Source organism: Bacillus nakamurai, assembly GCF_001584325.1.
Lineage (GTDB): Bacteria > Bacillota > Bacilli > Bacillales > Bacillaceae > Bacillus > Bacillus nakamurai.
Map to the genome: position 1 here is coordinate 17295 of NZ_LSAZ01000003.1, position 25685 is coordinate 42979.

The following is a 25685-nucleotide window of genomic DNA, read 5'->3' on the forward strand; positions in this document are numbered from 1 at the left end:
TCCTTTTCCATGCCATTTTAATATAAAATAAAAAGAAATTACATACAAATGCTTTCACATTCAGAATGCCCAAAAATAAATAGATCATTTTCTGATGAAAATGATAAGATAGTAAAGATGAATTGTTGTGGGGGGAATATCCATTGAAAACAAGTCTAGGATTGGTGTACGGCGGAAAGTCAGCCGAACACAATGTATCGCTGCAGACAGCTTTAGCTGTAACGAAAGCGCTCAATACTGATAAGTTTGATATACATCCGATTTATATTACCGAAAAAGGAGAATGGCAAAGAGGGCCGCTTCTGACTGAACCGGTCTCAAATGTGAAAATGCTTCAGCTGGAGCAAAACGGCACGGCCTTTGCCCTGTCATCACTAAACCGGGAAATGTTTCCGGAAGCTGCATCAGACGAAAATGCACCGATTGATGTCGTATTTCCGCTTCTGCACGGGCCAAACGGGGAAGACGGCACGATCCAAGGGCTGTTGGAGCTGTTAAACGTTCCTTATGTCGGCAACGGTGTGCTGGCGTCTTCAGCCGGTATGGATAAAGTCGTCATGAAGCATTTGTTTGCCCAAGCCGGTCTTCCTCAGGCGAAATACGCCGCTTTCTTGAAAAAAGACTGGAAACAAACGCCTGGCGTCTGCTTGGAGCAGGTTGAGGAAGAATTGGGATACCCGTGCTTTGTAAAACCTGCGAACCTCGGATCAAGCGTCGGGATCAGCAAATGCCGCAGCCGCGAAGAGCTTGAAAAAGCATTCGAGCTGGCCTTCGAATATGACCGTAAAATCGTCGTAGAAGAAGGAATCACAGGCAGAGAAATCGAGATCGGCGTGCTTGGAAATGATGAACCGAAATGTTCCGCTGTCGGTGAAATAGCGCCGAAAACCGATTTTTACGACTACAAAGCAAAATATGAAGACGGCGACACGGATTTAATCATTCCGGCGCAGGTGACAGATGAAGAATACGCGGCGATCAGCGATATGGCCATCAAGGCGTTTAAAGCGATCGACGGCTCAGGCCTTGTCCGGGCTGATTTCTTCCTGACAAATGACGGCGAAGTGTTAATTAACGAAGTGAACACAATGCCCGGCTTCACGCCATTCAGCATGTTCCCGCTTCTGTGGAAAGAGGCCGGCGTAGAATATGGCGAACTGATCGAACAGCTGGTAGAGCTGGCAAAAGAGCGCCATGCTGAGAAACAACTGATTAAACATACATTTTAATGAAAACGGACACTGCCTTTAGACAGGGCAGTGTCTTTTCCCGTAGCAGAAAAATTTTTCAGAAAGCGAGGTGCTTCCTTTGATAAAGCGAACCGTAAAACGAATCGCCGAAATGGTCAAAGGCACACTGACGAACCCTGTATTTGAACAATCAATGATTGAAGGAGCAGCAACCGATACAAGAACGCTGGAAAAAAACCAGCTGTTCATTCCCCTCAAAGGCGAACATTTTAACGGCCATTCTTTCGTGCCTCAGGCATTTGAAAAAGGGGTCTCCGCAGTTCTGTGGAATCGGTCCGAGCCCAATCCGCCGAAGGAAAAGGCGGTCATTCTTGTAGAAGACACGCTTGAGGCGCTTCAGCTGCTGGCAAAAGCGTATTTGCAGGAGCTGGGCACACGGGTCATCGGTGTGACCGGAAGCAATGGCAAAACAACGACAAAAGATATGCTTCACGCCGTTTTGCAAACTCAGTACCGCGTTCATAAAACAGCCGGAAACTTTAACAACCATATCGGACTTCCTCTGACCGTCCTTGCCATGCCGGAGGACACAGAAATCGCCGTTTTAGAAATGGGAATGAGCGCAAAAGGCGAAATTGATTTTCTCAGCCGTCTTGCCAATCCGGAAGCGGCCGTCATCACAAATATCGGCGAATCTCATATGCAGGATTTAGGCTCAAGAGAAGGAATTGCGGAAGCAAAGCTTGAAATTATAAACGGCCTCCAAAAAGACGGCGTTCTCTTTTATTACGGGGATGAGCCGCTGCTCAGCGGGAAGTCTTACCACTGCCGGACAACGACATACGGCGCCGGTCCGGACAACGATCTCCGCGTAAAAGAGGTCAGACAGACAGAAGACGGCACCCATTTCAGTATGGACGGCATTGACCGCTCCTTCTTTATCCCCGTCCTCGGCAAGCATAATGTCATGAATGCCATGGCCGCATACGCAGCCGGGATCTATTTCGGCATCACGCCTGATAATGCCGCAAAAGGACTGAACCGGCTGAAAGTGACCGGGATGAGATTGGAGCTGGTCAAAACGAAAAACGGAATTTCTATCGTTAACGATGCGTATAATGCAAGCCCGACGTCAATGAAAGCAGCCATTGAATTGATCGAAACGATGAATGGCTACCGAAAAAAAATGCTCGTGCTCGGCGACATGCTTGAACTAGGAGATGAAGAAGAGGCATTTCACACAGATTGCGGAGCCGCCATCCGCCCGGCTGACATCGATTATGTGTTTACTTACGGTGCACTCGGCACATTCATCGCTGAAGGCGCGCGCCGAAACTTTGAAGAAGGCCGCGTCAGCCATTATAATGATAAGAAAGAACTGCTTCAAGCCATTAAAGAAAAGGCCGATACAGGCGATTTGCTTCTGTTTAAAGCATCAAGAGGTATGAAGCTTGAAGAAATCGTTAAAGATTTATTAGAGAAGAATTGAAGAAAAATCGAGCTGCGCTTCATAAAAATAATCAAAATGAAGAAACTACTTTTGAAGAAGAGAAATAAATCTGTCCGGGCTGAAGAAACACTGCCGTCTGAAAAGACCCCGCCCGGCGCGGGCTGAACCGGCCGGCTTCATCTGTAAAAGAGATTGGGCGGGCTGATTGAAGCCGCCTCCCTGTCTCGCCTTATTGAAAAACACATACTGTAATGGTAAGATTAAACGTAAAGTAATTCGGGCTTTGTATACGTATGGATCCTGTCCTTTGTATGAAGGGCAGTTTTTAGTGGTAAATCACGACATTACTGAAACAGCAATTAGAAGGAGTTTGAATAATTTGACTATAACGTTTCAAGATTTCCAATTAAGTTCCGATCTCATGAAAGCAATCAATCGTATGGGATTCGAAGAAGCAACACCGATTCAGGCAGAAACGATTCCGCTCGGACTTTTAAATAAAGACGTCATTGGACAAGCGCAAACAGGTACAGGTAAAACAGCTGCGTTTGGTATACCCCTTGTTGAAAAAATGAACCCCGAGTCTCCTAATATTCAAGCAATCGTAATCGCGCCAACCCGTGAATTAGCCATTCAAGTTTCTGAAGAGTTATATAAAATCGGACAAGATAAGCGTGCGAAAGTGCTTCCTATTTACGGCGGCCAGGATATTGGACGGCAGATCCGTGCATTAAAGAAAAACCCGCACATCATTGTCGGAACGCCGGGACGTCTTCTTGACCACATCAACCGCCGCACGATCCGTTTAAACAACGTGAACACTGTTGTTATGGATGAAGCGGATGAAATGCTCAACATGGGATTCATTGATGATATTGAATCCATTCTTTCAAACGTGCCGAGCGAGCACCAAACGCTTTTATTCTCAGCGACAATGCCTGCTCCGATCAAACGCATTGCAGAGCGCTTTATGACTGAGCCTGAGCACGTAAAAGTAAAAGCGAAAGAAATGACGGTTTCCAACATTCAGCAGTTCTATTTGGAAGTGCAAGAGCGCAAAAAATTCGATACGCTCACACGTCTTCTTGACATCCAGTCTCCTGAGCTTGCGATTGTTTTCGGCCGCACAAAACGCCGCGTTGACGAATTGACGGAAGCCTTGAACCTTCGCGGATATGCAGCTGAAGGAATTCACGGCGACTTAACGCAGGCGAAGCGTATGGTAGCGCTCCGCAAGTTTAAAGAAGGTGCAATTGAAGTGCTTGTAGCGACTGACGTTGCGGCTCGCGGACTTGATATTTCAGGCGTTACACACGTGTACAACTTTGACGTGCCTCAAGATCCTGAAAGCTATGTTCACCGTATCGGAAGAACAGGCCGTGCAGGAAAAACAGGTATGGCGATGACATTTATCACACCGCGTGAGAAAAACATGCTGCGTGCGATTGAACAAACGACAAAACGCAAAATGGACCGCATGAAAGAGCCTACACTTGATGAAGCGCTCGAAGGACAGCAGCAGGTTACCGTTGATCGTCTTCGCACGGCAATCAGCGAAAACAACCTGAACTTCTACATGACTGCCGCTGCGGAGCTTTTGGAAGATCATGATGCAGTGACAGTTGTAGCAGCTGCCATTAAAATGGCGACAAAAGAGCCGGACAGCACTCCTGTGCGCCTCACTGATGAAGCGCCGATGGTCAGCAAACGCTACAAAAACCAACGCTCTTCAAAACGAAGAGACGGCCAAGGCGGCGGCTACCGCGGCGGAAAAGGGAAAAGCAACAACCGCTCTTCCTATGATAAAAAACGCTCAAACGACCGCCGTTCTTCCGGTGACAGACGCCAGAAAAAGTCATACTAGGAAACAAAAGCGAACCCGTTAAAGGGTTCGCTTTTTATCTATATGCCGGAAAGTGAATCTTTTTTGCAACAAGACCGTATTTGTATGTATGATAAGAAACGGGAGGTAGGTATTTTGAGAGCACAGCCAAAAAATCAAATCAGTCCGAACGGCTTAAAGGTATGGCGCCTTCAAGAAGTCATCTTATCAGCCGTTTGTCTTCTTGCCGTCATTGCAGAAGCCGTCTTAAGCTATTACTTCCATTGGCCGTACTGGATCAGCGGAATTCTCGGCATCATTTGGGTCATCGGTTCGGAGATCACCATTTATGCGATACCGAAGATCAGGCACAGGATCTGGCGGTATGAAGTACATGAAAATGAAATTGATATCCAATCCGGCATTTTTATTGTCAAACGGGTCATTGTGCCGATGGTCAGGGTGCAGCACGTAGACACCTCACAAGGACCACTCCTCAGAAAATACCGCCTGGCCTCGGTCAAAATTTCGACAGCGGCAACCGTTCACTCGATTCCGGCGCTTGAGATGGAGGAAGCAGACAGGCTGAGGGATTCCATTTCGCGTCTGGCGAGGGTGACGGAAGATGATGTCTGAACCGAAACGTCTGCATCCGGCGGCCGTAATTTTGAACTTATTTCATATTATTATCCAAACCATTAAAAATATTATTCTTCCTTTCTTTTTCGTATACATCGTCAATTCAAACCACTTTATCCGCTTCTACGGCGGCATAGCACTTCTCGTATTGCTGATATGGCTTATCGCGGCAAGTGTTATCGAGTGGAGAAAATTCACGTACCGCATTGAAGATGGCGAATTCAGAATAGAAGAGGGATTGTTTTTCACACAAAAAAGATATATCTCCATTGACAGAATCCAATCGATGAATACGAGCGCCGGCATTATTCAGCAGCTCTTTAAGCTGGTCAAGCTGCAAATTGAAACAGCCGGTGAAGGGAAAAACGCAGAAGCTGTGTTGTCTGCCATTTCTCTGGAAGAGGCAGAACGAATCAGAGAAGCCGTTTTCCAGCAAAAAGAAAAGCGCAAAGCTGAACAAGAGGAGCACCAAGAGGATGCGGCGGAGCAGGAGCCGACTCGTGAAGAAGCCGTGCAGTCCGTATACCGTATGTCTTTAGGAGAACTTCTCACGGCAGCCTCAACGTCCGGCGGAATCGGTGTCATTATTTCAGCGGTCTTTGCCCTGATTACGCAAATTGATGAAGTATTTCCGATGGACTGGCTTTATGACAGATTTTCTTTTTTGAAACATGCCAGTATAGGAATCTACGCCGTTATCATTTTTATCGGCCTGTTTATCGCGTGGCTGTTAAGTATCGCGGGCATGATGATCAAGCATGCCAACTTTCAGGTTGAAAAAAAAGAGCATGAATTGGTCATTTCAAGAGGAATTATTGAGAAGCATCAAGTGACGATTCCGCTCCGTAAAATCCAAGCGATTAAAATAAAAGAAAATATCGTCAGGCAGCTTTTCGGATATGCGACGGTTACCATTGTCAGCGCGGGCAAATCCGGCAATGAGAAAGAGGGTCTGCAGACGATTCTGTTTCCCCTCATCCGCAAATCAAAGCTGGCCGGAATGCTTGGCGAATTTACGAATGACTACGTGCTTGAAGAAAAGCGGCATCATCTGCCGAGAAGGTCGCTGCGGCGTTATTTGTTCCGCTCCGTTATTTTTTCAGTTTTTGTTATGATCCCGCTTTGTATCCTTTTTAAACCGTGGGGGTATTTATCGCTGTTCCTGCTTCCGGCAGAGCTTGTTTTCGGTTATGCCGCTTTTAAGGATGCGTCATGGTTTTTAAACGGGGAAAAACTTCAGCTCACCACAAGGCTGATCGGAAAGACGACAACGATTATGCTGAGAAGAAGAATGCAGATGTACGAAGTAAGCCAATCCTTTCTGCAAAAAAGAAAACGGCTCGCTTCCGTTGCCACAGCTGTGAAATCAGCGAGCCACATGGAGCATGTCATGCTGAGGGATGTCACCGAGGAAGACGCAGAACGTATCAGAAGCTGGTATTCATATGAAAAAGCGGACGGTTAAAACCGCCGCTTTTTTTGATGCACGCATAGAAAAGAAAGCAAAAAACCGCCGGCCAAGCCGAACAAATGCGCCATAATGTTAATATTGGAATTGATAAATGTCGACAGAACCGCAATGATGAGCAGGGTGACAATCATTTTAGACTGATCCTGGTCGATCAGCTCCTTACGGAAAACAGTCAGAAAGAGATACACGCCGAACAGGCCGAAGATCGCACCGGAGGCGCCGACATGTATATAATCCAGCGGTTCGATTAGGTAAGTCCCGATATTCCCGATGATGCCGGACCCGATATACACAATAAGAAAACGGACTTTTCCGAGCATCTGCTCCAGCGGAGGCGCAAATAAGAAGATAGACATTGAGTTAAACAGAAGGTGGGTAAAATTGGCATGTAAAAAAATCGGTGTGACAAGCCGCCACCATTCTCCGCCGGCAACGCCGAAATTATAGCCTGTCACTGCGTCTCCCCACATCATGACGGAATGAACGGGCATTTTAAAAAACAGCCATAACAGCGCCTGCAAGGCTAAAATACAGCTGACAGCCGGATAACGTCTGATAAAGGTCTGGAAATTTTCCGTTCGTATAAACATCATTTGCCCCTTTGCATCTATTTTGATACTTATATAGTACCACGTTTATGAGACAAACCATTTTTTAGTACGGACTTTTTAGGAGGAATTCACATGATTTTCGGAATTGGAATAGACATCGTCGAGCTCAGCAGAATTGAAACAATGCTCAGCCGGCAGGCGAGATTCCCGCAACGAATACTGACAGAGGCGGAGTACGACCGGTTTAAGACGCTGTCAGATAAAAGGAAAATTGAATTTCTCGCGGGCCGTTTTGCGGCAAAAGAAGCCTTTTCTAAAGCTTACGGCACGGGCATCGGCAGCCAGCTCAGCTTTCAGGATATTGAAACGGCAAAAGGCCCTTCAGGAAAGCCGGTGCTTGCCTGCGCCAAACTGGACGGCGCAGCAGCTCATGTATCCATTACGCATACAAAAGAATATGCGGCTGCTCAGGTCGTGATTGAAAGGTTGTCAAGCTAGTCTGCATATTAGCCGAACCCCTCTCATATATTTGATAGTGCATTAAGGGAGACAAGTTGTTTGAGGCTTTTATGGTACGCGTCCGTCCGTCTTTTCCCGAGGCCGTCTTGAGGGCGTACCGTTAAAGTCAAACAAGCGATTTCTTCCCTTTACATCAATTGAGAAGAAGGGGTTGAAAAAGGTGAGAAAAAGCTTTGTTTTGCTTTTAACGGGACTGCTTGCCGTCCTTATTCTTTCGGCCTGCGGCCAAAAATCACAGGAAGATATCGTGAACGGTTTAGATAAGAAGGCGAAAGAATACACTTCGTACAAAGCAAAAGCCAAAATGACCATTCAAACAGGAAGTGATCCGCAAGTATACAATGTGGAAATCTGGCATAAAAAACCTTCCTTATACCGGGTCTATTTAGAAAATCCGAAAAAAGACCAAAACCAAGTTATCTTACGGAATGCCAACGGAGTATTTGTTCTCACGCCGTCCTTAAATAAGAGTTTCAGATTTCAAAGCGACTGGCCGAACAACAGCAGCCAAGTATATTTGTTTGAATCACTCGTGAAAGACGTGATCAATGACAAAGACGCCGTTTATTCCGCCAAAGACAAAAAGTATACATTCGAAACAAAAACAAACTATCAGCATAACAAAATGCTGCCGACACAAGTTATCACATTCAACAAAAAAGATATGAGCCCGTCGCTGGTGAAGGTGATGGACACAGACCGCAAAGTCATGGTGAAAGTCGAATTCAAAAGCTTTGAATTTAACAAACCGTTTGAAAAAGAATCATTTGATGAGAAGAAAAACATGACGCTTTCTCAAATGGACGTCGCCACAAGCGCCAAGCCGTCTGATTCATTTGCGGTAAAAACGCCGCTTCAAGTACCGGCGGGCGTCAAAAAGCTTGAAGAAAAAGATATTACGACAGCGGACGGGAAACGTGTCGTTATGACATACGGAGGCGAAAAATCGTTCACGCTCATTCAGGAAAAAGCCCAGGTCGCAAAAGCCGCCTCTACCGTGACGCTGAACGGCGAACCGGTTAATCTCGGCTTCACGGTTGCCGCTTTATCGGATACATCCTTAACCTGGACATACGACGGAGTCGATTATCTCTTGTCATCGCAAGACCTTTCCAAAGATGAAATGGTCGCTGCCGCCAAAAGCATGCAGGGCCAGTCATCAAAATAACGAAAAAAGAGACCGAATGCTTGTCGGTCTCTTTTTTGAATACATTTCACTTTGCCGGGCAATTTTAGTATGATAATAACGAAATGGAATGAAAATAACGCTAGGAAGTGTATCGAGTGAACACAGCATCCTTTTACAGAGATACGTGGGCGGAAATCGATCTGTCTGCGATTAAAGAAAATGTCAGCCATATGAAAAAACACATCGGCGAAAACACCCATCTCATGGCGGTTGTAAAGGCAAACGCATACGGCCACGGAGATGCAGAAGTCGGAAAAGCCGCTCTTGAAGCCGGCGCCTCATGCCTTGCCGTTGCCATTTTAGATGAGGCGATTTCATTGAGAAAACGCGGTATCACAGCACCGATTCTCGTCCTTGGCGCGGTGCCGCCCGAGTATGTCCAAGCTGCTGCCGAATATGACGTGACCTTGACGGGCTACTCCGTTGAATGGCTGCAGGAAGCGGCCCGCCACCTCGGCGGTGAAACAGTCTCTTTTCACCTGAAAGTCGATTCGGGCATGAACAGGCTGGGGGTAAAGACAGAAGAAGAGGTGCAGAGCGTTTTAAAAATCCTCGGCCAAAATCCGGGTTTAGTATGTAAAGGCGTTTTCACCCACTTTGCCACCGCGGATGAAAAGGACAGAAGCTATTTTCTCTGTCAGTTTGACCGTTTTAAAAAACTGATTGCCCCCCTTCCTTTAAAGGAACTGATGGTGCACTGCGCAAACAGCGCCGCAGGCCTCCGTCTGAAAAAAGGCTTTTTTAATGCGGTCCGTTTCGGTATCAGCATGTATGGGCTTCGTCCGTCAGCGGAGATCACAGACGAAATTCCGTTTCGATTAAAGCCGGCGTTTACGTTCCATTCCACCCTGTCGCATGTGAAAAAAATCCACAAGGGGGAAAGCGTCAGCTACGGCGCCGCGTATACGGCCCATAAAGACCAATGGATCGGAACCGTTCCCGTCGGTTACGCAGACGGCTGGCTCCGCAAGCTTAAGGGCACGGCTGTTCTCATCAACGGCAAACGGATGAATATCGCCGGCAGAATCTGCATGGACCAATTTATGGTGGAATTAGACCAATGCTATCCGCCGGGCACAAAAGTAACTTTAATCGGCAGTCAAAAGGAAGAAACCATTACTATGGATGAAATCGCCGGACGCCTTGAAACGATTAACTACGAAATTCCTTGTACGATTAGTTCCCGTGTTCCCCGTATGTTTTTGGAAAATGGGAGTATAATGGAAGTAAGAAATCCTTTGCTGCAAGAAAATACAAGCAAATAGCCATTATCCAGAAAAAGAGAATTTATAAAACCGCTATGCTTGGCGTTTGAATAATGGTATCATTATGTCTGGATGGATTAATGGTCGTATCCGTAAGTTTGGTGGAGGTGTATGTTTTTTGTCTGAATCCAGCGCAAGAACCGAAATGAAAATCAGCTTGCCTGAAAACTTAGTAGCTGAATTGGATGGTGTAGCGATGCGGGAGAAACGAAGCAGAAACGAACTGATATCACAAGCAGTGAGAGCGTATGTCAGCGAACGGACAACACGCCATAACCGTGATTTGATGAGACGCGGGTATATGGAAATGGCGAAAATCAACTTGAATATTTCTTCTGAGGCTCACTATGCTGAGTGCGAAGCAGAAACGACCGTTGAGCGCTTAGTCAGCGGAGGCTAATCATTTTGATTGTTAAGCGCGGCGATGTTTATTTTGCTGATTTATCTCCTGTTGTTGGCTCAGAACAAGGCGGCGTACGCCCGGTTTTAGTGATCCAAAATGATATCGGAAATCGCTTTAGCCCGACTGCTATTGTTGCAGCCATAACAGCCCAAATACAGAAAGCGAAATTACCAACCCACGTCGAAATTGATGCAAAACGCTACGGTTTTGAAAGAGATTCCGTTATTTTGCTGGAGCAAATTCGGACGATTGACAAGCAAAGGTTAACGGATAAAATAACTCATCTGGATGATGAAATGATGGATAAGGTTGATGAAGCCCTGCAAATCAGTTTGGCACTCATTGATTTTTAGTAATATCTTCCCGGTTGCTCATATAGAGCAACTTTTTTTGTTTTCGAAAAACATTAGCGCTATAATGAATAGATAATCAAACAAAATTGTTGTTTTCTGTCGGGAGGTCAGTGAAACCCATGTCGAATCAGAAAGTGTACCAGTTCATTATCGATCAGCATGATGAGCTGCTTCATACTTGGACAAGCAAATTAAAAGAAGTAGGCAATCAAGAAGACTATCAGCTCAACAATCAAATATATGAAAATATCTGCAAGGATTATATAGACATTCTTTTACTGTCATCGAAGGATGATGAAGCAGCGGAAGAACAGATCAGCCAGCTTGCTCTGCGTGCGGTGCAGCTCGGACTGTCGCTGAAACTTCTGTCAGCCACCCTGTCAGAGTTTTGGAAGCTGCTTTACGAAGCAATGGTTGACCATGATACGGCAGATCAGGACAGAGCAGCGCTAATTTTGCAGATTGACAGCTTTTTCAATCCGATCAATACAGAAATCTTAAATCAATATTCCATCTCTTGGGAAAAGACGGTATCTCTTCAAAAAATCGCGCTTCAGGAGCTTTCGGCTCCGCTCATCCCCGTGTTTGAGCATGTGACCGTTATGCCGCTTGTCGGAACGATTGACACGGAGCGTGCGAAACAGATTATGGAAAATCTTTTGAACGGCGTCGTCAAACACCGTGCGCAGGTCGTGCTGATCGACATTACGGGCGTGCCTGTTGTCGATACGATGGTCGCACACCACATCATTCAGGCATCTGAAGCGGTACGGCTTGTCGGAGCAAAATGCCTGCTTGTCGGAATCCGTCCGGAAATCGCGCAAACGATCGTTAATCTGGGAATTGATTTGTCGCAGGTTATTACGAAGAATACCCTTCAAAAAGGAATTCAAACAGCGCTGGAGATGACAAATCGAAAAATCGTTTCATTGGGGGAATAACATTGTGAGACATCCAAAAATCCCGATCCTGAAACTGTATAACTGCCTATTAGTATCCATTCAATGGGAACTAGACGATCAAACTGCTTTGCATTTTCAAGAAGACCTGTTAAACAAAATTTATGAAACCGGCGCAAACGGGGTCGTGATCGATCTTACATCCGTTGACATGATTGACTCATTTATCGCAAAAGTTCTCGGAGACGTCATTACCATGTCAAAACTGATGGGTGCCAAAGTCGTATTAACGGGGATTCAGCCTGCTGTAGCGGTAACGCTGATTGAACTGGGAATCTCACTTGAAGAAATCGAAACAGCGCTCGACTTGGAGCAAGGGCTTGAGACATTGAAGCGGGAATTGGGGGAATAGCGATGAACGACCAATCCTGTGTAAAAATCATGACAGAATGGGATATCGTAGCCGCCAGACAGCTTGGCCGCAACGTTGCGAAGGAATTAGGATTCGGCACGGTGGATCAGGCCAGAATCACGACGGCTATCTCAGAATTGGCCAGAAACATTTATTTATATGCCGGCAAAGGCCAGGTGAGCATCGAACAAGTAAACGACAGAGGAAAAAAAGGCCTTAAAATCATAGCGGAAGACAAAGGACCCGGAATCCCCGACATCCGTAAAGTGATGGAAGACGGCTTTTCAACGTCAGGCGGACTGGGAGCGGGGCTTCCGGGTGTAAAAAGACTGATGGATGAATTCAGCCTGCAATCTGTTGCAGAGGAAGGAACAGAGATTCAAGCCGTAAAATGGCTTCGGTAGGAGGTAAAAACGTGGATTTCAGGGAGGTTATAGAGCAGCGGTATCACCAGCTGCTTAGCCGATATATAGCCGAATTAACAGAAACATCTTTATATCAAGCCCAAAAATTCAGCCGAAAAACGATTGAACATCAAGTTCCTCCGGAGGAAATTATAAGCATCCACCGAAAAGTAGTGAAGGAGCTGTACCCGGATTTGCCGGAAGATGTTTTTCATTCGCTGGATTTTTTAATAGAAGTCATGATTGGCTACGGGATGGCCTATCAGGAACATCAAAGCCTGAGAGATATCCAGCAGGAGCTGCGCTCAGAGATTGAAATCGCCGCAAACGTCCAGCAAACGCTGCTCGGCACAAAAATTCCCGATGAAGAAGAGCTGGATATCGGCGCAATCAGCGTCCCCGCTAAACAAATGAGCGGAGATTATTATCACTTCGTCAAAGACAAGGAATCTATTAATATTGCGATAGCCGATGTGATCGGGAAAGGAATCCCCGCCGCTTTGTGCATGTCGATGATTAAGTATGCCATGGACTCTTTGCCTGAGATCGGCATTCACCCCTCCCAAGTGCTGAAAAATCTTAACCGCGTTGTAGAACAAAATGTGGACGCAAGCATGTTTATCACCATGTTTTATGCAAACTACAATACGAAAAGCCACCAATTTACATATGCTTCAGCCGGGCATGAGCCGGGCTTCTATTATTCTGAAAAAGAAAACAAGTTTTATGATTTAGAGGCGAAGGGATTGGTGCTGGGGATATCTCAGGATTTTGATTACGACCAATATGAACAGCACATGGACAAGGGAGACATGATTGTTCTCTTTTCTGACGGCGTCACCGAATGCCGGACAGAAAACGGTTTCCTAGAACGCCGAGACATTCAGAACATGCTGGAAAAGCATATGGAATGCTCCGCGCAGGATATGGTCAAAAATATTTACAACAGCCTGCTGCAGCTTCAGGATTTTCAGCTGCATGATGATTTTACGTTAATTGTTTTAAAAAGAAAGGTTTAGAGAAACAGCATCTCGGGTAATTAACCATTAGCATTAGTGAAGGATAACTTTCAGAGGTGATACGATGAATTTAAAAGTAGATATGAAGCAGAATCTTTCAGATATACAGGTCAATATCGCTGGAGAAATTGATGTATACTCAGCTCCGGTCGTTCGTGAAAAACTGATGCCCCTGGCAACCGAGGGGAAAGACATGAGAATCTGCTTAAAAGATGTGAACTATATGGACAGTACGGGTTTAGGCGTTTTTGTAGGTGTGTTTAAAACGGTCAGCAAGGAAGGCGGCTCCATGAAGCTTGAAAATCTTTCTGACCGACTCGTTCGGCTGTTTGAGATCACGGGGCTTAAGGACATCATTGATATTTCGGCAAAGTCAGAAGGTGGCGTGCAATGAAGACATCAGTTGATTATATAGAAATGAAGATTCCGGCCGAACCGGAATATGTAGGAATCGTACGGCTTACACTTTCAGGTGTCGCAAGCAGAATGGGCTATACCTATGATGAAATTGAAGATTTGAAAATTGCTGTCAGTGAAGCCTGTACAAACGCTGTTCAGCATGCTTACAAAGATGAAAACAAGGGTGAAGTATCCGTGCGATTCGGTGTGTTTGAGGATCGGCTCGAGGTAATTGTCGCGGATCAGGGAGACAGTTTTGATTTCGATCAGAAGCATCAGGATCTCGGACCGTACACACCTTCGCACACAGTCGATCAATTATCAGAAGGAGGGCTCGGTCTATATCTAATGGAAACGCTCATGGATGAAGTCAAAGTGCAAAGCAACTCTGGCGTCACCGTGGCGATGACAAAGTATTTACATGGGGAGCGAGTTGATCATGGCACAACCATCAAAAACTACGAAACTAACTAAAGATGAAGTTGATCGGCTCATATGCGAGTTCCAAATAAACGATAATAAAGAAGCACAGGAAAAACTCGTCGAAGTGTATACCAATCTTGTCGAAATGCTGGCTAAGAAATATTCAAAAGGCAAAAGCTTTCACGAAGACCTTCGCCAAGTCGGGATGATCGGGCTGCTCGGCGCCATTAAAAGATACGATCCTGAAGTCGGAAAATCATTTGAAGCCTTTGCAATCCCGACTATTATCGGAGAAATCAAACGCTTCCTCAGGGATAAAACGTGGAGCGTCCACGTTCCGAGACGGATCAAGGAGCTTGGCCCGCGTATTAAAATGGCGGTGGATCGGCTGACAACAGATACGCAGCGATCACCAAAAGTCGAAGAAATCGCAGCCTACCTCGACGTGTCCGAAGAGGAAGTGCTGGAAACAATGGAGATGGGGAAAAGCTATCAGGCCCTGTCTGTCGATCACAGCATAGAGGCGGACTCGGACGGAAGCACCGTCACCATTCTCGACATTGTCGGTTCCCAAGAAGAAGGATACGAACGCGTCAACCAGCAAATGATGATCAAAAGCGTGCTTCATGTGCTGTCTGAACGTGAAAAACAAATTATTGATTTAACATTTGTGCAAAATAAAAGCCAAAAAGAAACAGGGGACATTCTCGGAATATCTCAAATGCACGTCTCGCGATTACAGAGAAAAGCGGTGAAAAAACTGAGAGAGGCCTTGATTGGAGATCCCTCCATGGAGCTAATGTAATGATTCAGGTTGAAGAAAACGAACATGTTCAAACCCTTGTATACCAACTAAATAAAGAAGGCAAGTCGGTATGCGGCGACAGCTTTTTTATGAAGGCGAATGAAGAGGAATTAGTATGTGCGGTAGCGGACGGTCTCGGGAGCGGATCACTTGCCAACGAGTCCTCATCAGCCATTAAAGACATCGTTGAAACCTATGCAGACGAGGACGTGGAAAGCATCATCGAACGGTGCAACCAAGCGATGAGAAACAAAAGAGGAGCGACTGCTTCCATCTTAAAAATCAATTTCATCAAAAGGCAGCTCGCGTACTGTTCAATCGGGAACGTCCGTTTCTTTCTGCAATCCCCATCTGGCGACAGCTTTCATCCTCTGCCGATCTCAGGTTACCTGTCAGGCAAACCGCAGAGATACAAAACTCATACGTCATCATACGAAAAAGGAGCGAAATTTATCATTCACACTGATGGGTTAGATGTTCCGAACATCCGCTCCTATTTAAAACAAGGGCAATCAATAGATGAAATATCAAATTCGCTTCACATGTACACAACGTCAAGAAAAGATGATTTAACCTATATTCTCGGGCAGCTTTTATCGTAAGGCTGCTTTTTTTATGTTCAGCCGTTTTTTGATACACTAGAGGAAGAATGAAGAGATGGAGGCTTTGGTGATATGGAAACGTTAGCCCTTTTGAAAAAACAAATTGCTGCAGAAACAGCTTTATCACAAAAAAACGTCGAAAGTGTAATCCGCCTGCTTGAAGACGGCAACACCGTCCCGTTTATCGCACGATATCGAAAAGAACAGACAGGTTCAATGGACGAGGTGCAGATTCAGACGATCTCTGAGCGCTGGCAATACATTCAAAACCTGAGCCAGCGGAAAGAAGAAGTGATCAGATTGATCGCCGAGCAGGACAAGCTGACAGACGAGCTGAAGCAAAAAATCGAACAGGCCGTTAAGCTTCAGGAAGTCGAGGATTTGTACCGCCCCTTCAAACAAAAACGGAAAACAAAAGCGACCGTCGCCAAAAGCAAAGGGCTTGAACCGCTTGCCGAATATATTCTTTCCCTGCCAAAAGATAACCGCCTTCACGAGACGGCTGATCAATATATAAGTGCAGAAAAAGAGGTGGCTTCAAGAGAAGAAGCCATCGAAGGCGCGAAGCACATTATAGCCGAACAAATTTCGGACGATCCTCATTTCAGAAAATGGATACGCCAAGAAACCTTTAAAAAAGGAATCCTCACATCTGCGGCAGGAAAATCAGCCGGGGAAGACGAGAAGAACGTATACGAGATGTATTATGAATATGAAGAGCCGATTCAAAAAGTCGTGCCTCACAGAGTGCTTGCGATGAACCGGGGTGAAAAAGAAGGCATCTTAAAGATTGGGATCGAACCGCCCGCCGATCAAATCAAGGCCTATTTAGAAAAGCAAATCATCAAACACCGCGATACACCAGTCAGGGAAACGCTGAAAGAAGCCATTGACGACGCGTACAAACGCCTGATTCAGCCGGCCATTGAGCGTGACATCCGCAAAGAGCTGTCAGAAAAAGCGGACGCACAGGCGATCCATATTTTTGCTGAAAACCTGCGCAAGCTCCTGCTGCAGCCGCCGATGAAGGGAAAGGTTGTGCTCGGCATCGATCCGGCTTTCCGCACAGGCTGCAAATTAGCCGTCGTCGACGAAACGGGAAAGGTGCTGAAAATCGACGTCATCTACCCGCACGCTCCCGTGAAAAAGACAGCGGAAGCGCGGGAAAAAGTGAAAAACATTTTGGAGAAGTACGAAGTCGAGGTCGTGGCGATCGGAAACGGTACGGCATCCAGAGAGACGGAACAATTTACGGTTGATTTATTAAAGGAAACGGAGCGGGACATTTATTATGTGATCGTCAATGAGGCCGGCGCAAGTGTCTATTCTGCGTCAGAGCTGGCGCGGGAAGAATTCCCTGATTTTCAGGTTGAAGAGCGCAGCGCCGTCTCAATCGCGCGGAGATTGCAGGACCCGCTGGCCGAACTCGTCAAAATTGATCCGAAATCAGTCGGTGTCGGCCAATATCAGCATGACGTCAGCCAAAAGCAATTAAACGAATCACTCCGTTTTGTCGTTGAAACCGTCGTCAACCAAGTCGGCGTAAACGTCAATACCGCATCAGCCGCGCTGCTTCAATATGTAGCTGGATTATCTAAGACCGTTGCCGGAAACATCGTCAAAAAACGGGAGGAGCTCGGAAAATTTACAAATCGCAAAGAGCTGAAAGACATCCCGCGCCTCGGCGCGAAAACGTATGAGCAATGTATCGGCTTTTTAAGGGTGCCTGACGGAAAAGAACCGCTCGACCGTACCGGCATTCACCCGGAAAGCTATAAAGAAACAAAGGACTTGCTCAAAAAACTCAAGCTCACAACTGACCAAATCGGAAGCGCGGACGTAAAAGAGAAGATCAGCAAGCTGCCGCTGTCTGAAACGGCACAAGAGCTGGGAATAGGGGAAATCACGCTGGCAGATATTTGCGGGCAGCTGACAAGGCCTGAGCGCGATCCGCGCGATGAAGTGCCGAAGCCTTTACTGAAAAAAGACGTCCTTCAGCTTGAGGATTTAAAGGAAGGAATGGAATTGCAAGGCACCGTCCGCAACGTTGTAGACTTCGGCGCATTCGTCGATATCGGCGTTAAACAAGACGGGCTTGTGCATATATCGAAACTGAGCAATCAATTCGTCAAACACCCTCTCGACGTCGTATCGGTCGGAGACATCGTCACCGTATGGGTGGAAGGGGCAGACGTGCAAAAAGGCAGAGTGTCACTGTCTATGGTAAAATAAAAGCACTGCTTACGAGCAGTGTTTTTTTCTATAAAAATACCAGCATTGGTTCAAAAGCTTAATTTGATAATTATCTTTTTCTAAAAACGCTTTTTGCATTTGTTTCATCAGCCAATTCGGCATGGCTCATTCCTCCTCAGCTTTTAGTAAGAGGGCAGTTTTAACACATTGTATGCGAACGGTGAATTGTCCCGTTCAAAGTTTTTAAAGCGAGGTGCACAATGGATAACGAACAACTTCAAAAGCTGACAGAGGACATCTCTGCCGTTTATTTCGAAAAACCATTTCGCCACCGGGCCTTGTTTAATGACCGGCTGAAAACGACGGGAGGCAGATACCTGCTGTCTTCCCATAACATTGAATTGAATCGGAAATACTTGCTTGAACACGGCCAAAGAGAGTTGGAAGGCATCATCAAACACGAACTCTGCCATTATCATCTTCATCTTGAAGGAAAAGGGTACAAGCACAGGGACAAAGACTTCAGAGAACTGCTTCAGAAAGTCGGGGCGCCGAGATTCTGCACGCCGCTCCAAACAAAAAAAGCACAAAAGAAAACATATATGTATAGATGCACGGCCTGCGGCCAACAGTATATAAAGAAGCGGGCAATGAATCCGGAAAGATATGCCTGCGGAAAGTGCAGAGGAAAAATCAAAAGAATTTTGTAAAAAGGCTTGACTCAATTCTCTGATCTGTGTTAAATTATAAAAGTCGTTGAGAGACAACGATGCTTTCTTAAAAAATAAATGTTGCTTCTTGACACTATATGTCGCATCATTTATAATAAAGAAAGTCTGATTATTCCACAGTAGCTCAGTGGTAGAGCTATCGGCTGTTAACCGATCGGTCGCAGGTTCGAATCCTGCCTGTGGAGCCATATGGAGAAGTACTCAAGTGGCTGAAGAGGCGCCCCTGCTAAGGGTGTAGGTCGTGTAAGCGGCGCGAGGGTTCAAATCCCTCCTTCTCCGCCAGATAAGTTCTCAACCAGACGGGCCCGTTGGTCAAGCGGTTAAGACACCGCCCTTTCACGGCGGTAACACGGGTTCGAATCCCGTACGGGTCACCATTTACCTTCGTTGGGCTATAGCCAAGCGGTAAGGCAACGGACTTTGACTCCGTCATGCGTTGGTTCGAATCCAGCTAGCCCAGCCATTTTATTTTTAAAGAATCACTTTTATAGAGCGAGCCATTAGCTCAGTTGGTAGAGCATCTGACTTTTAATCAGAGGGTCGAAGGTTCGAGTCCTTCATGGCTCACCATTTGTTTACGCGGGTGTGGCGGAATTGGCAGACGCGCTAGACTTAGGATCTAGTGTCTTACGACGTGGGGGTTCGAGTCCCTTCACCCGCACTTTATTTTTAAAGTGTTTATCACTAGCTTACATGCCTAGTGGAAAAACAATTTCATAGTCACGCGGTCGTGGCGGAATGGCAGACGCGCTAGGTTGAGGGCCTAGTGGGTGAATAACCCGTGGAGGTTCAAGTCCTCTCGGCCGCATCAATGATACCAAGGGTTTTGAGTACCTTGGTATTTTTTGTGTCTTTCGAAAAAAGATGTTTTGTGACCAAAAGTGTCCACTAACTTAAAGTGAGTTATCTAATTTATCTGCCATTTCTTTTTGTTTGGATATAAATGTCCGTATACGTTAATCGTTGTTCTCACTGAAGCATGTCCTAAGCGTCCCTTTATTGTAATGTAATCTAATTGGTTTTAAATCGGTGTCTCTGAGAATGTTCGGAGACATTGAAAATTTTGCAATCAGAGTAGCGGATTATTTTTATGGTAAAGGGGATTTAACGCGTTCCAATGAATATTATCGACTGAGTATTGAAGCGAGACGAAAAATAAAAAAAGGGGAGATTATTAATGAAGATCAGCCGGACTTTGTTTACAGTGATTTTATTGGGTAGCATAGTAGGAGTGATTTTAACAAATGATGGCCCTGTTATCAAAGCTCCTTTTCATGTTGCTGATGACAGAGTAGGTGCTTAGAAGTGAAGTGAGAAAATCAAACATGATCGTAAGAGAAAAAACATACCAAAGAATTGGTATGTTTTTTATTTATAAAAATTCTTCATTTGTTAATAAGTTGTTTTTTTTCTTATTATAAATAATAAACTTTCGAATAACAAATAAATCAAAGGTGCTATTAAAACAAAGAGAGAGTGAGAGATAGCATATGGTAACAGCAAGTAAATTAATAGTTTTAATATTATTAAAGAGTATTTCTTGAATCTCCATATCTCACCTAATTTATCTGTGATGAAAGATAAGATAAGGCCAATCGTTAAATATCCAAATAATATGTAAAAGTAAATAGCGAGATAATACTGATAAGATATTATAGGGATACTTTCCGGTGTAGTTCTTAATGCCAAATAATAAACAAACAAAAATAAGACTGAAGAAATCAAAGTTAAAATGAGATGTTTATATAAGAACTTTTTCATTTTTTCACCTGCCTATTATATGATTTAAACATTTTTGGGATACTATTTCAATAGTATATAACTCTTGATTATTTTCATGAAATATAATATCCTTATAATTACATATATTAAATAATTTTACTAAGGAGTGATTCTGTGTATATTAAGAAGGTTATTTCCTTTCTTATACCATTGTACTTTTTATTAGGGCTTAGTGTAGTTCATGCTGAAGAGAAATATGGAGTAAAAGGAACTGATTATCGGGTAACAAGTGACACTGTTAAGTTAACATGGAGTGGCGCGTCTAAAGAATATGAAATATTTAAAGACGGTAAATTAATTTATAATGGATCAGAAAAACAGTTTGTAGATAAAAAACTGAAAAGTGGTACTCAATATCATTATATCATTGCTGCTAAAGATAAAAGTCTTAAACATAGTACTGCAGATGTTAAAGTGATTACAAAAAATCCCAGTGCATTTTCAAGTTTGTCTATTTCAAGTGAAAATAATAATAAACTTCATCCAATATCCCTTAATGCTATAGCTTATAATGATCGCGTTGAATTAAGATGGGACAGCTCATTACCTGATGATGATCACATAATCGAGTTATATAGAGATGGAAAACTTGTAAGTGAATTTAAAGATGACCATACATATATTGATAGTGATGTTAAATCAAACAAAACTTACAGTTATAACTTAGTCGGCAAACAAAAATTGTCTGATGATAAAATAAAAGAAATCAAACAGACTTATAAAAAGGCCGGAGAAAAAATAACCAAGGAAATGGAAGAAGATTTATTTTATAATAAATTTCAACTGGGTCGTTCTGCAACAACATTGTCTGGTAATATGAGTCTAAAAAATGTTAAAGAGTTTTCTGCACTAGCAGCAACAAAAAAGTATGCTTTTAAATACATGACTTTTATTCCTGATAAAACTGCAACACCTCCGGCTCCAGGAGTAACTTATAAATTCAAAGGTGATAATAGGGGATTTGATTTTACTTCCAACAAATATAGAACACGTACGATTCTAACAACCACTTTTGGTTCGGGAACATCACATAGTTTATCTAAGAGTGTAGGGCAAACTCATAGGCTTAACAAAGATGGAACTGTTGACAAAGCAACGGCTTCTTCAAAAGATATTACTTCGAAAGTGATAGAAAAAAACAACAAGGATTATATTTCAGTTAAAGTTAATCACCATGTAGGTATTCCATTTAAAATTTATGGATTAGTATCTCCACCAGCTATCGACTATGATTATGTTGCATCAGTTCATAAAAATGGAAGTTTTCAAATAACAGGTAATCATGATAAGGCTCCTTCTCATGAGATGTACGCCTATATACCAAATACAGCTGCAGAAGCTTTAATCATTATTCAAGATAAAAATAAAGGATTTAAATATCTCTTCCCTACATACTCTCAAACAAAGATTTATTTCAATTGGATAAACTAATATAAACAAATTTTAAGAGTAGGCTATGCCTACTCTACCCTAAAAAGAGTATCCTTCTTCAAAAGTTATTCGTAAGGGACATGTCCTGTATTTGTTTTAAGGGCTTTTATAATGATTTATATCAGTAATTGGTATTCTATTTGACTCCTTGAAAAAAAATTCAGAAAAGAATAATGACTGCTTTTCAAGCATGTGCTAAATTTTCAGTGAGGTCATAACAAGCAAGCTTTTCTTCTTGTAGAATAAGCAGCCATGTAAACCAGTGTCACTTCTGTTTAATTATCTAAACAGATACAAATCGGGACACCATTTTTTAACCATAATTCATGAAAATAAATAGAAAATATAGAAAATGACAGTTAAGAGTATAATGAAAATAAGCTTTCATAACCAATGATACGGATTCACAATGTTGAGGGACTCGAACAGAAGATACAGAACTATTATCTTCTTTTATTTTTGCTAAGGTTTTTTTATCTCTCTAGACGTATCCATGACATGACATCAATGACATGTTCGCTAAGCTACCCGTACCCAATAGATAAGAGAACAGGCTTATTCTCTCTTTTCGCCTTTTCAAATGCTTCATCGCACCACGGATACCAATCCACGGGATTATAAGCATGTTGGAGTAAGTACGGTGACTTCTCAGTGATTAAACTATTGGGTACTTTTTTATTTGGCATGGGATCACCTTCCTTCTTTTTAGATTTTGACTTGATTCACCAAGCAAACTTTGTGAATTCCTGTTGTCCTTGGCATGATAAAAGGTTCATGTGCTCCATTTTATACTCTACTACAAATAAGGGGAGCTGAAAGAATGAGGCGATTTGTTTTAATGTCCAATTTTGCAAGTTTGGTAATTCGTTGGAAATGACGTGGTCGGGTAAAAGTAATTCAGTTGCAAAGGCATTGGCTTGTATTTCCAACTATGTATCAATTCTTTATCCACTTTACGCTCAGCCCTAACATTTATGCGGTGGATAATTTGTATAAGCAGCTCAATCAGACCGTCTGTAATTTCTGCTCTTCGAAGCCAAAAGAAGGAAGATAAAAGTGTGTAGCGAATCTGGGGTGGATGCCTGCGCAGTTCACGAATATCCTTGGTTGCCGTACGCTTTCTGTATTTCTTTAAAATCTTTGGTGATATATCGCTAAATATATCATAAGGTAATTGCAAATCTTTTATGGTTTGAAGTTTATGTAGTTCTTTGAAGACTGTTTCTAATCCAATGCGTCCTTGGCTCCAGTTACTCTATTCCGCAATCGGGCCAGTTATGGAATAACACCTTTAAAGAAAATTGGATATCTATGTTAAAGTTTAAAAGAGATTGTGAAGTTTTGTACTTAAGCAAACAGCGCAGATTAGCAATAAGGAAATCAAATTTATATAGTTTTTTGTCCATAAATGTTCCATTGTAATGTAATCCTTCTTTCTATCGGTTCAATAAGTTGAGAATGAAAAGCTCGCATCAATTGGGTTCTTACTACCCAGTAGCGAGATATGCGAATAAAAAAGCAGTACCACTGGTGTAAAAGTGTTGGTACTGCCATATGAAAAGTGTTTTGCTAATTAGAACGTATTTGCTACTTTAACAGCCTTTTCAAGCCCTGTGGCAATAATTTCTTCTGCTTTATCTGGGAATTGATTGTGACCTTCAATCACTATTTTCTCTATATCTTTTACACCGAAGAAGCTCATCATACTTGCTACATATTTAACAGCCATTTCTACTTCAGCTTTTGGTCCTTCAGAATATACACCGCCACTTGCGTTTAATATTGCAATTTTCTTATTTCCAATAAGACCCACTGAACCTTCTGGTGTATATTTAAATGTTTTACCTGCTCGGTTTAAATAATCAATATATGTGTGTAGTACAGCTGGAATTGTTAAGTTCCATAATGGGAATCCAAACACAACTTTATCAGCTGCAAGGAATTGATCTAAATATTTATCAGCAACAGCAACTGCTTTTGCTTCTTCTGCTGTTAAATCAAGTCCTCTACTAGCCTTAAATGTACCGTTAATCATATCTACTCCTACATATGGCAATTCTTCCTTATATAAATCAAGTTCTACCACTGTATCATTTGGATGTGATTCTTTATAGCTTGTTAAAAAAGCCTCATATAATTTCACACTCACTGCTTGGTTTGCGGGGCGATTGTTTGCTTTTACAAATAAAACTGTTGTCATTCTCTTTTCCTCCTGTTACTCACTCTTATGTTGTTATATATTTATTCACTAAAAAGGGAATCCTATTGTCTTTACAATACCTTTTTAAAACTATATTCCATGTCTCCACCTAGAGCTTCAGCAGTATCACCAGTTTCTCTGAAGTCATGTGTATGAATCTTCTCAAACGGACCAAAGTTTACTTGCTTATAAAATTCATAACAAGGGAATCCGTCATGTGCACCTTGAATATCGACAGTACCATCTTTTTTGACATGTACAGTTAATAGATAATCAACGGGAGGTGCATATATATTTAATGGGTTGCTAGCACTAGCACTCATTTGAAATTTGACGTCATCTGACCTCCATACAACATCAGTGCACAAAATACCTTCCGTACTAGCTTTTCCTGTTCTTTTAATAACGGAACCATCAGGAGTTGTGATTCTTTCTGTTGTTATGCCAGTATTCGCATATGTGAAGATTTCTTTTTTATAAAAATCTACAACTACTTCTTGTTCAATTCTGGAACGCATAGCGTTTACAGCATATGGTGTAAATTCACGTGAGTCACCTTCGAATTGAATCACGTTTCCTGTTTGAGTATCCTTCTTAGGTTCAGTCCAAGATATTGGAATAAATACACTTGCTCTAACTTTAACGATATTAGTCATGAGACACACCTCTATGATCTTTAATTTTACTTTGGATAATAATATTGACCTATTGAGCAAAACAGATCGCAATTTCTTTCGTATAAATAATTGCTTTTCCTTTAATATTTGCTGCTTGTAAACTTCTATTTAGTATTTATATCTAGATTGTCGCTTTAAAACTGTATTCCATTTCCCCAGCTAGCGCTGCTGGAGTGTCACCAGTTTTTCTGAAATCATGTGTATATATTAATTCAAAAGGATCAAAATCTGTTTGTTTATAAAATTCATAGCAAGGGAACCCATCATGGGAACCATCAATATGTGTAACCCCATTTTTGTTAACGTTTATAGTTAATACATAGTCAGCTGCAGGTGCTGCGGTATTTAATGGATTACTAGCACTTGCTCTCATTTCAAAAGAAACTTCATCAGAGCTCCACACAACATTAGTACATTCAATGTTTTCTGTACCTGCTTTTCCTTTTTTATAATCAATAGACCCATCTGGATTTGTAATTTTTACAGTTACGATACAAGCATTTTCGTATGAGAAAATTTCTTTTTTATAAAAGTCAATAATCACTTCTTGCTCTAATCTTGACCGCATGGTGTTTACAGCGTATGGTGTAAATTCACGTGCATCACCAGTGTATTCGAATATCTTTTCTGTTGCAGGATCTTTAATAGGTTCCAACCATGCATACGGTGCAAATACACTTCCTCTAATTTTAACGATGTTAGCCATGAAAAACCTCCATAATTTGTTAGTTTATTTCGGTAAATCTTATTCCTTTTATAATTGGAATATAGTCAATTTGATTGACTATATTTCGTATAGTACAATAAGATTCAAATGTAGTCAACTTAATTGACTTTGTTTATGGAGGTTTTATGT

Annotated in this window: 27 protein-coding genes, 7 tRNA genes and 3 pseudogenes; 29 read left to right on the forward strand and 8 right to left on the reverse strand. The window is 43.0% G+C overall.

Annotated features, from left to right (window positions below; translation table 11 throughout):
• The first annotated feature begins 143 nt into the window (after positions 1-143).
• The 5 genes from AXI59_RS01765 to AXI59_RS01785 all read left to right on the forward strand — a co-directional run bounded on the left by AXI59_RS01765 (position 144) and on the right by AXI59_RS01785 (position 6566).
• Positions 144-1229, forward strand: coding sequence for a D-alanine--D-alanine ligase (locus tag AXI59_RS01765; RefSeq protein ID WP_061527222.1), 1086 nt, complete (start codon positions 144-146; stop codon positions 1227-1229).
• 79 nt (positions 1230-1308) lie between these two features.
• Complete coding sequence (locus AXI59_RS01770) at positions 1309-2679, forward strand: UDP-N-acetylmuramoyl-tripeptide--D-alanyl-D-alanine ligase (RefSeq protein ID WP_061527223.1); 1371 nt, start codon at positions 1309-1311, stop codon at positions 2677-2679.
• Between the two features lie 340 nt (positions 2680-3019).
• Positions 3020-4504: a degradosome RNA helicase CshA gene (gene cshA, locus AXI59_RS01775; RefSeq protein WP_061527224.1), complete on the forward strand. Its 1485-nt coding sequence runs from the start codon at positions 3020-3022 to the stop codon at positions 4502-4504.
• Between the two features lie 114 nt (positions 4505-4618).
• A complete protein-coding gene (locus AXI59_RS01780) occupies positions 4619-5098 on the forward strand; it encodes a PH domain-containing protein (protein WP_061527225.1) in 480 nt (159 codons plus the stop codon).
• A complete protein-coding gene (locus AXI59_RS01785) occupies positions 5088-6566 on the forward strand; it encodes a PH domain-containing protein (RefSeq protein WP_061520128.1) in 1479 nt (492 codons plus the stop codon). Before AXI59_RS01780 ends, AXI59_RS01785 begins: the two co-directional genes overlap by 11 nt.
• Here the strand turns inward: AXI59_RS01785 and AXI59_RS01790 are convergent.
• A complete protein-coding gene (locus AXI59_RS01790; RefSeq protein ID WP_061520129.1) occupies positions 6563-7162 on the reverse strand; it encodes a rhomboid family intramembrane serine protease in 600 nt (199 codons plus the stop codon). The genes AXI59_RS01785 and AXI59_RS01790 overlap by 4 nt on opposite strands.
• Before the next feature lie 93 nt (positions 7163-7255).
• On the opposite strand from AXI59_RS01790, the gene acpS reads away from it, so the two are divergent.
• The 14 genes from acpS (at position 7256) to AXI59_RS01860 (ending at position 18047) form a co-directional block, all read left to right on the forward strand.
• Complete coding sequence (gene acpS, locus AXI59_RS01795) at positions 7256-7621, forward strand: holo-ACP synthase (protein WP_061527226.1); 366 nt, start codon at positions 7256-7258, stop codon at positions 7619-7621.
• A gap of 172 nt (positions 7622-7793) precedes the next feature.
• Complete coding sequence (locus tag AXI59_RS01800) at positions 7794-8810, forward strand: LolA family protein (protein WP_156476204.1); 1017 nt, start codon at positions 7794-7796, stop codon at positions 8808-8810.
• A gap of 116 nt (positions 8811-8926) precedes the next feature.
• Positions 8927-10096, forward strand: coding sequence for an alanine racemase (alr, locus tag AXI59_RS01805; protein ID WP_061527227.1), 1170 nt, complete (start codon positions 8927-8929; stop codon positions 10094-10096).
• A gap of 118 nt (positions 10097-10214) precedes the next feature.
• Positions 10215-10496: a type II toxin-antitoxin system antitoxin EndoAI gene (endB, locus tag AXI59_RS01810; RefSeq protein ID WP_003156188.1), complete on the forward strand. Its 282-nt coding sequence runs from the start codon at positions 10215-10217 to the stop codon at positions 10494-10496.
• 5 nt (positions 10497-10501) lie between these two features.
• A complete protein-coding gene (gene ndoA, locus AXI59_RS01815) occupies positions 10502-10852 on the forward strand; it encodes a type II toxin-antitoxin system endoribonuclease NdoA (RefSeq protein WP_003156187.1) in 351 nt (116 codons plus the stop codon).
• A gap of 119 nt (positions 10853-10971) precedes the next feature.
• Positions 10972-11793, forward strand: a complete 822-nt coding sequence (locus AXI59_RS01820; protein WP_061527228.1) for an STAS domain-containing protein — start codon at positions 10972-10974, stop codon at positions 11791-11793.
• A gap of 4 nt (positions 11794-11797) precedes the next feature.
• Positions 11798-12163: an RsbT antagonist protein RsbS gene (gene rsbS / locus AXI59_RS01825; protein ID WP_003156180.1), complete on the forward strand. Its 366-nt coding sequence runs from the start codon at positions 11798-11800 to the stop codon at positions 12161-12163.
• Positions 12164-12165: 2 nt separating this feature from the next.
• On the forward strand, positions 12166-12567 hold the full coding sequence (locus tag AXI59_RS01830; protein WP_003156178.1) for an anti-sigma regulatory factor: 402 nt from the start codon (positions 12166-12168) through the stop codon (positions 12565-12567).
• An 11-nt stretch (positions 12568-12578) separates the two neighbouring features.
• Positions 12579-13586 (forward strand): PP2C family protein-serine/threonine phosphatase, encoded by a 1008-nt coding sequence (locus AXI59_RS01835; RefSeq protein ID WP_061527229.1) that lies wholly within the window; start codon positions 12579-12581, stop codon positions 13584-13586.
• A gap of 64 nt (positions 13587-13650) precedes the next feature.
• Entirely contained in the window at positions 13651-13980 is a 330-nt protein-coding gene (gene rsbV / locus AXI59_RS01840) for an anti-sigma factor antagonist RsbV (protein WP_061520135.1), read from the forward strand.
• Positions 13977-14459, forward strand: a complete 483-nt coding sequence (rsbW, locus tag AXI59_RS01845) for an anti-sigma B factor RsbW (RefSeq protein ID WP_061520136.1) — start codon at positions 13977-13979, stop codon at positions 14457-14459. The genes rsbV and rsbW overlap by 4 nt, the downstream gene beginning before the upstream one ends.
• Positions 14425-15213, forward strand: a complete 789-nt coding sequence (gene sigB, locus AXI59_RS01850; RefSeq protein WP_061520137.1) for an RNA polymerase sigma factor SigB — start codon at positions 14425-14427, stop codon at positions 15211-15213. The genes rsbW and sigB overlap by 35 nt, the downstream gene beginning before the upstream one ends.
• On the forward strand, positions 15213-15815 hold the full coding sequence (rsbX, locus tag AXI59_RS01855; RefSeq protein ID WP_061520138.1) for a phosphoserine phosphatase RsbX: 603 nt from the start codon (positions 15213-15215) through the stop codon (positions 15813-15815). The genes sigB and rsbX overlap by 1 nt, the downstream gene beginning before the upstream one ends.
• 72 nt (positions 15816-15887) lie before the next feature.
• A complete protein-coding gene (locus tag AXI59_RS01860) occupies positions 15888-18047 on the forward strand; it encodes a Tex family protein (protein ID WP_061520139.1) in 2160 nt (719 codons plus the stop codon).
• 9 nt (positions 18048-18056) lie between these two features.
• Here AXI59_RS01860 and cmpA read toward each other — a convergent pair whose 3' ends face one another.
• Positions 18057-18170, reverse strand: a complete 114-nt coding sequence (cmpA, locus tag AXI59_RS19615; RefSeq protein ID WP_003156164.1) for a cortex morphogenetic protein CmpA — start codon at positions 18168-18170, stop codon at positions 18057-18059.
• A gap of 98 nt (positions 18171-18268) precedes the next feature.
• On the opposite strand from cmpA, the gene AXI59_RS01865 reads away from it, so the two are divergent.
• The 8 genes from AXI59_RS01865 to AXI59_RS01900 all read left to right on the forward strand — a co-directional run bounded on the left by AXI59_RS01865 (position 18269) and on the right by AXI59_RS01900 (position 19547).
• Positions 18269-18718, forward strand: coding sequence for a SprT family protein (locus AXI59_RS01865; protein WP_061520140.1), 450 nt, complete (start codon positions 18269-18271; stop codon positions 18716-18718).
• A 134-nt stretch (positions 18719-18852) separates the two neighbouring features.
• Positions 18853-18927, forward strand: a tRNA-Asn gene (locus AXI59_RS01870).
• A gap of 3 nt (positions 18928-18930) precedes the next feature.
• Positions 18931-19021: transfer RNA gene (locus AXI59_RS01875), tRNA-Ser, on the forward strand.
• A gap of 20 nt (positions 19022-19041) precedes the next feature.
• A tRNA-Glu gene (locus AXI59_RS01880) sits at positions 19042-19116 on the forward strand.
• Positions 19117-19127: 11 nt separating this feature from the next.
• A tRNA-Gln gene (locus AXI59_RS01885) sits at positions 19128-19202 on the forward strand.
• 31 nt (positions 19203-19233) lie between these two features.
• Positions 19234-19309: transfer RNA gene (locus AXI59_RS01890), tRNA-Lys, on the forward strand.
• A 9-nt stretch (positions 19310-19318) separates the two neighbouring features.
• Positions 19319-19400 (forward strand) — tRNA-Leu (locus tag AXI59_RS01895).
• 63 nt (positions 19401-19463) lie between these two features.
• Positions 19464-19547: transfer RNA gene (locus AXI59_RS01900), tRNA-Leu, on the forward strand.
• Positions 19548-19632: 85 nt separating this feature from the next.
• Here the strand turns inward: AXI59_RS01900 and AXI59_RS19620 are convergent.
• Positions 19633-19751, reverse strand: a pseudogene (locus AXI59_RS19620) (tyrosine-type recombinase/integrase); the annotation flags it as partial.
• Positions 19752-19771: 20 nt separating this feature from the next.
• Between AXI59_RS19620 and AXI59_RS01905 the strand changes: the two are divergent.
• Positions 19772-19960, forward strand: a pseudogene (locus AXI59_RS01905) (tetratricopeptide repeat protein); the annotation flags it as partial.
• Positions 19961-20635: 675 nt separating this feature from the next.
• Positions 20636-21952: a DUF3238 domain-containing protein gene (locus tag AXI59_RS01910; RefSeq protein ID WP_061527231.1), complete on the forward strand. Its 1317-nt coding sequence runs from the start codon at positions 20636-20638 to the stop codon at positions 21950-21952.
• A gap of 530 nt (positions 21953-22482) precedes the next feature.
• Here AXI59_RS01910 and AXI59_RS19015 read toward each other — a convergent pair.
• From AXI59_RS19015 to AXI59_RS01925, 5 genes and pseudogenes are all read right to left on the reverse strand, one after another.
• Positions 22483-22638 (reverse strand): annotated as a pseudogene (locus AXI59_RS19015) (DUF255 domain-containing protein); the annotation flags it as partial.
• 36 nt (positions 22639-22674) lie between these two features.
• Complete coding sequence (locus AXI59_RS19020; RefSeq protein ID WP_082791698.1) at positions 22675-22881, reverse strand: ImmA/IrrE family metallo-endopeptidase; 207 nt, start codon at positions 22879-22881, stop codon at positions 22675-22677.
• Positions 22882-23525: 644 nt separating this feature from the next.
• The gene (locus AXI59_RS01915) at positions 23526-24152 is read right to left on the reverse strand and encodes an FMN-dependent NADH-azoreductase (protein WP_061527232.1); all 627 of its coding nucleotides are present in this window, start codon (positions 24150-24152) and stop codon (positions 23526-23528) included.
• Between the two features lie 71 nt (positions 24153-24223).
• A complete protein-coding gene (locus AXI59_RS01920; protein WP_061520173.1) occupies positions 24224-24808 on the reverse strand; it encodes a DUF3238 domain-containing protein in 585 nt (194 codons plus the stop codon).
• 142 nt (positions 24809-24950) lie between these two features.
• Entirely contained in the window at positions 24951-25535 is a 585-nt protein-coding gene (locus tag AXI59_RS01925) for a DUF3238 domain-containing protein (RefSeq protein WP_061527233.1), read from the reverse strand.
• Positions 25536-25685: the final 150 nt, after the last annotated feature.

What these genes read in the sequence shown, in the direction of transcription:
- AXI59_RS01785 (WP_061520128.1), top strand. Translation starts at nt 5,088, where the DNA reads ATGATGTCTGAACCGAAACGTCTGCATCCGGCGGCCGTAATTTTGAAC.
- AXI59_RS01790 (WP_061520129.1), bottom strand. Translation starts at nt 7,162, where the DNA reads ATGTTTATACGAACGGAAAATTTCCAGACCTTTATCAGACGTTATCCG.
- acpS (WP_061527226.1), top strand. Translation starts at nt 7,256, where the DNA reads ATGATTTTCGGAATTGGAATAGACATCGTCGAGCTCAGCAGAATTGAA.
- AXI59_RS01820 (WP_061527228.1), top strand. Translation starts at nt 10,972, where the DNA reads ATGTCGAATCAGAAAGTGTACCAGTTCATTATCGATCAGCATGATGAG.
- AXI59_RS01830 (WP_003156178.1), top strand. Translation starts at nt 12,166, where the DNA reads ATGAACGACCAATCCTGTGTAAAAATCATGACAGAATGGGATATCGTA.
- rsbV (WP_061520135.1), top strand. Translation starts at nt 13,651, where the DNA reads ATGAATTTAAAAGTAGATATGAAGCAGAATCTTTCAGATATACAGGTC.
- rsbW (WP_061520136.1), top strand. Translation starts at nt 13,977, where the DNA reads ATGAAGACATCAGTTGATTATATAGAAATGAAGATTCCGGCCGAACCG.
- sigB (WP_061520137.1), top strand. Translation starts at nt 14,425, where the DNA reads ATGGCACAACCATCAAAAACTACGAAACTAACTAAAGATGAAGTTGAT.
- rsbX (WP_061520138.1), top strand. Translation starts at nt 15,213, where the DNA reads ATGATTCAGGTTGAAGAAAACGAACATGTTCAAACCCTTGTATACCAA.
- AXI59_RS01860 (WP_061520139.1), top strand. Translation starts at nt 15,888, where the DNA reads ATGGAAACGTTAGCCCTTTTGAAAAAACAAATTGCTGCAGAAACAGCT.
- cmpA (WP_003156164.1), bottom strand. Translation starts at nt 18,170, where the DNA reads ATGCCGAATTGGCTGATGAAACAAATGCAAAAAGCGTTTTTAGAAAAA.
- AXI59_RS01865 (WP_061520140.1), top strand. Translation starts at nt 18,269, where the DNA reads ATGGATAACGAACAACTTCAAAAGCTGACAGAGGACATCTCTGCCGTT.
- AXI59_RS01915 (WP_061527232.1), bottom strand. Translation starts at nt 24,152, where the DNA reads ATGACAACAGTTTTATTTGTAAAAGCAAACAATCGCCCCGCAAACCAA.
- AXI59_RS01920 (WP_061520173.1), bottom strand. Translation starts at nt 24,808, where the DNA reads ATGACTAATATCGTTAAAGTTAGAGCAAGTGTATTTATTCCAATATCT.
- AXI59_RS01925 (WP_061527233.1), bottom strand. Translation starts at nt 25,535, where the DNA reads ATGGCTAACATCGTTAAAATTAGAGGAAGTGTATTTGCACCGTATGCA.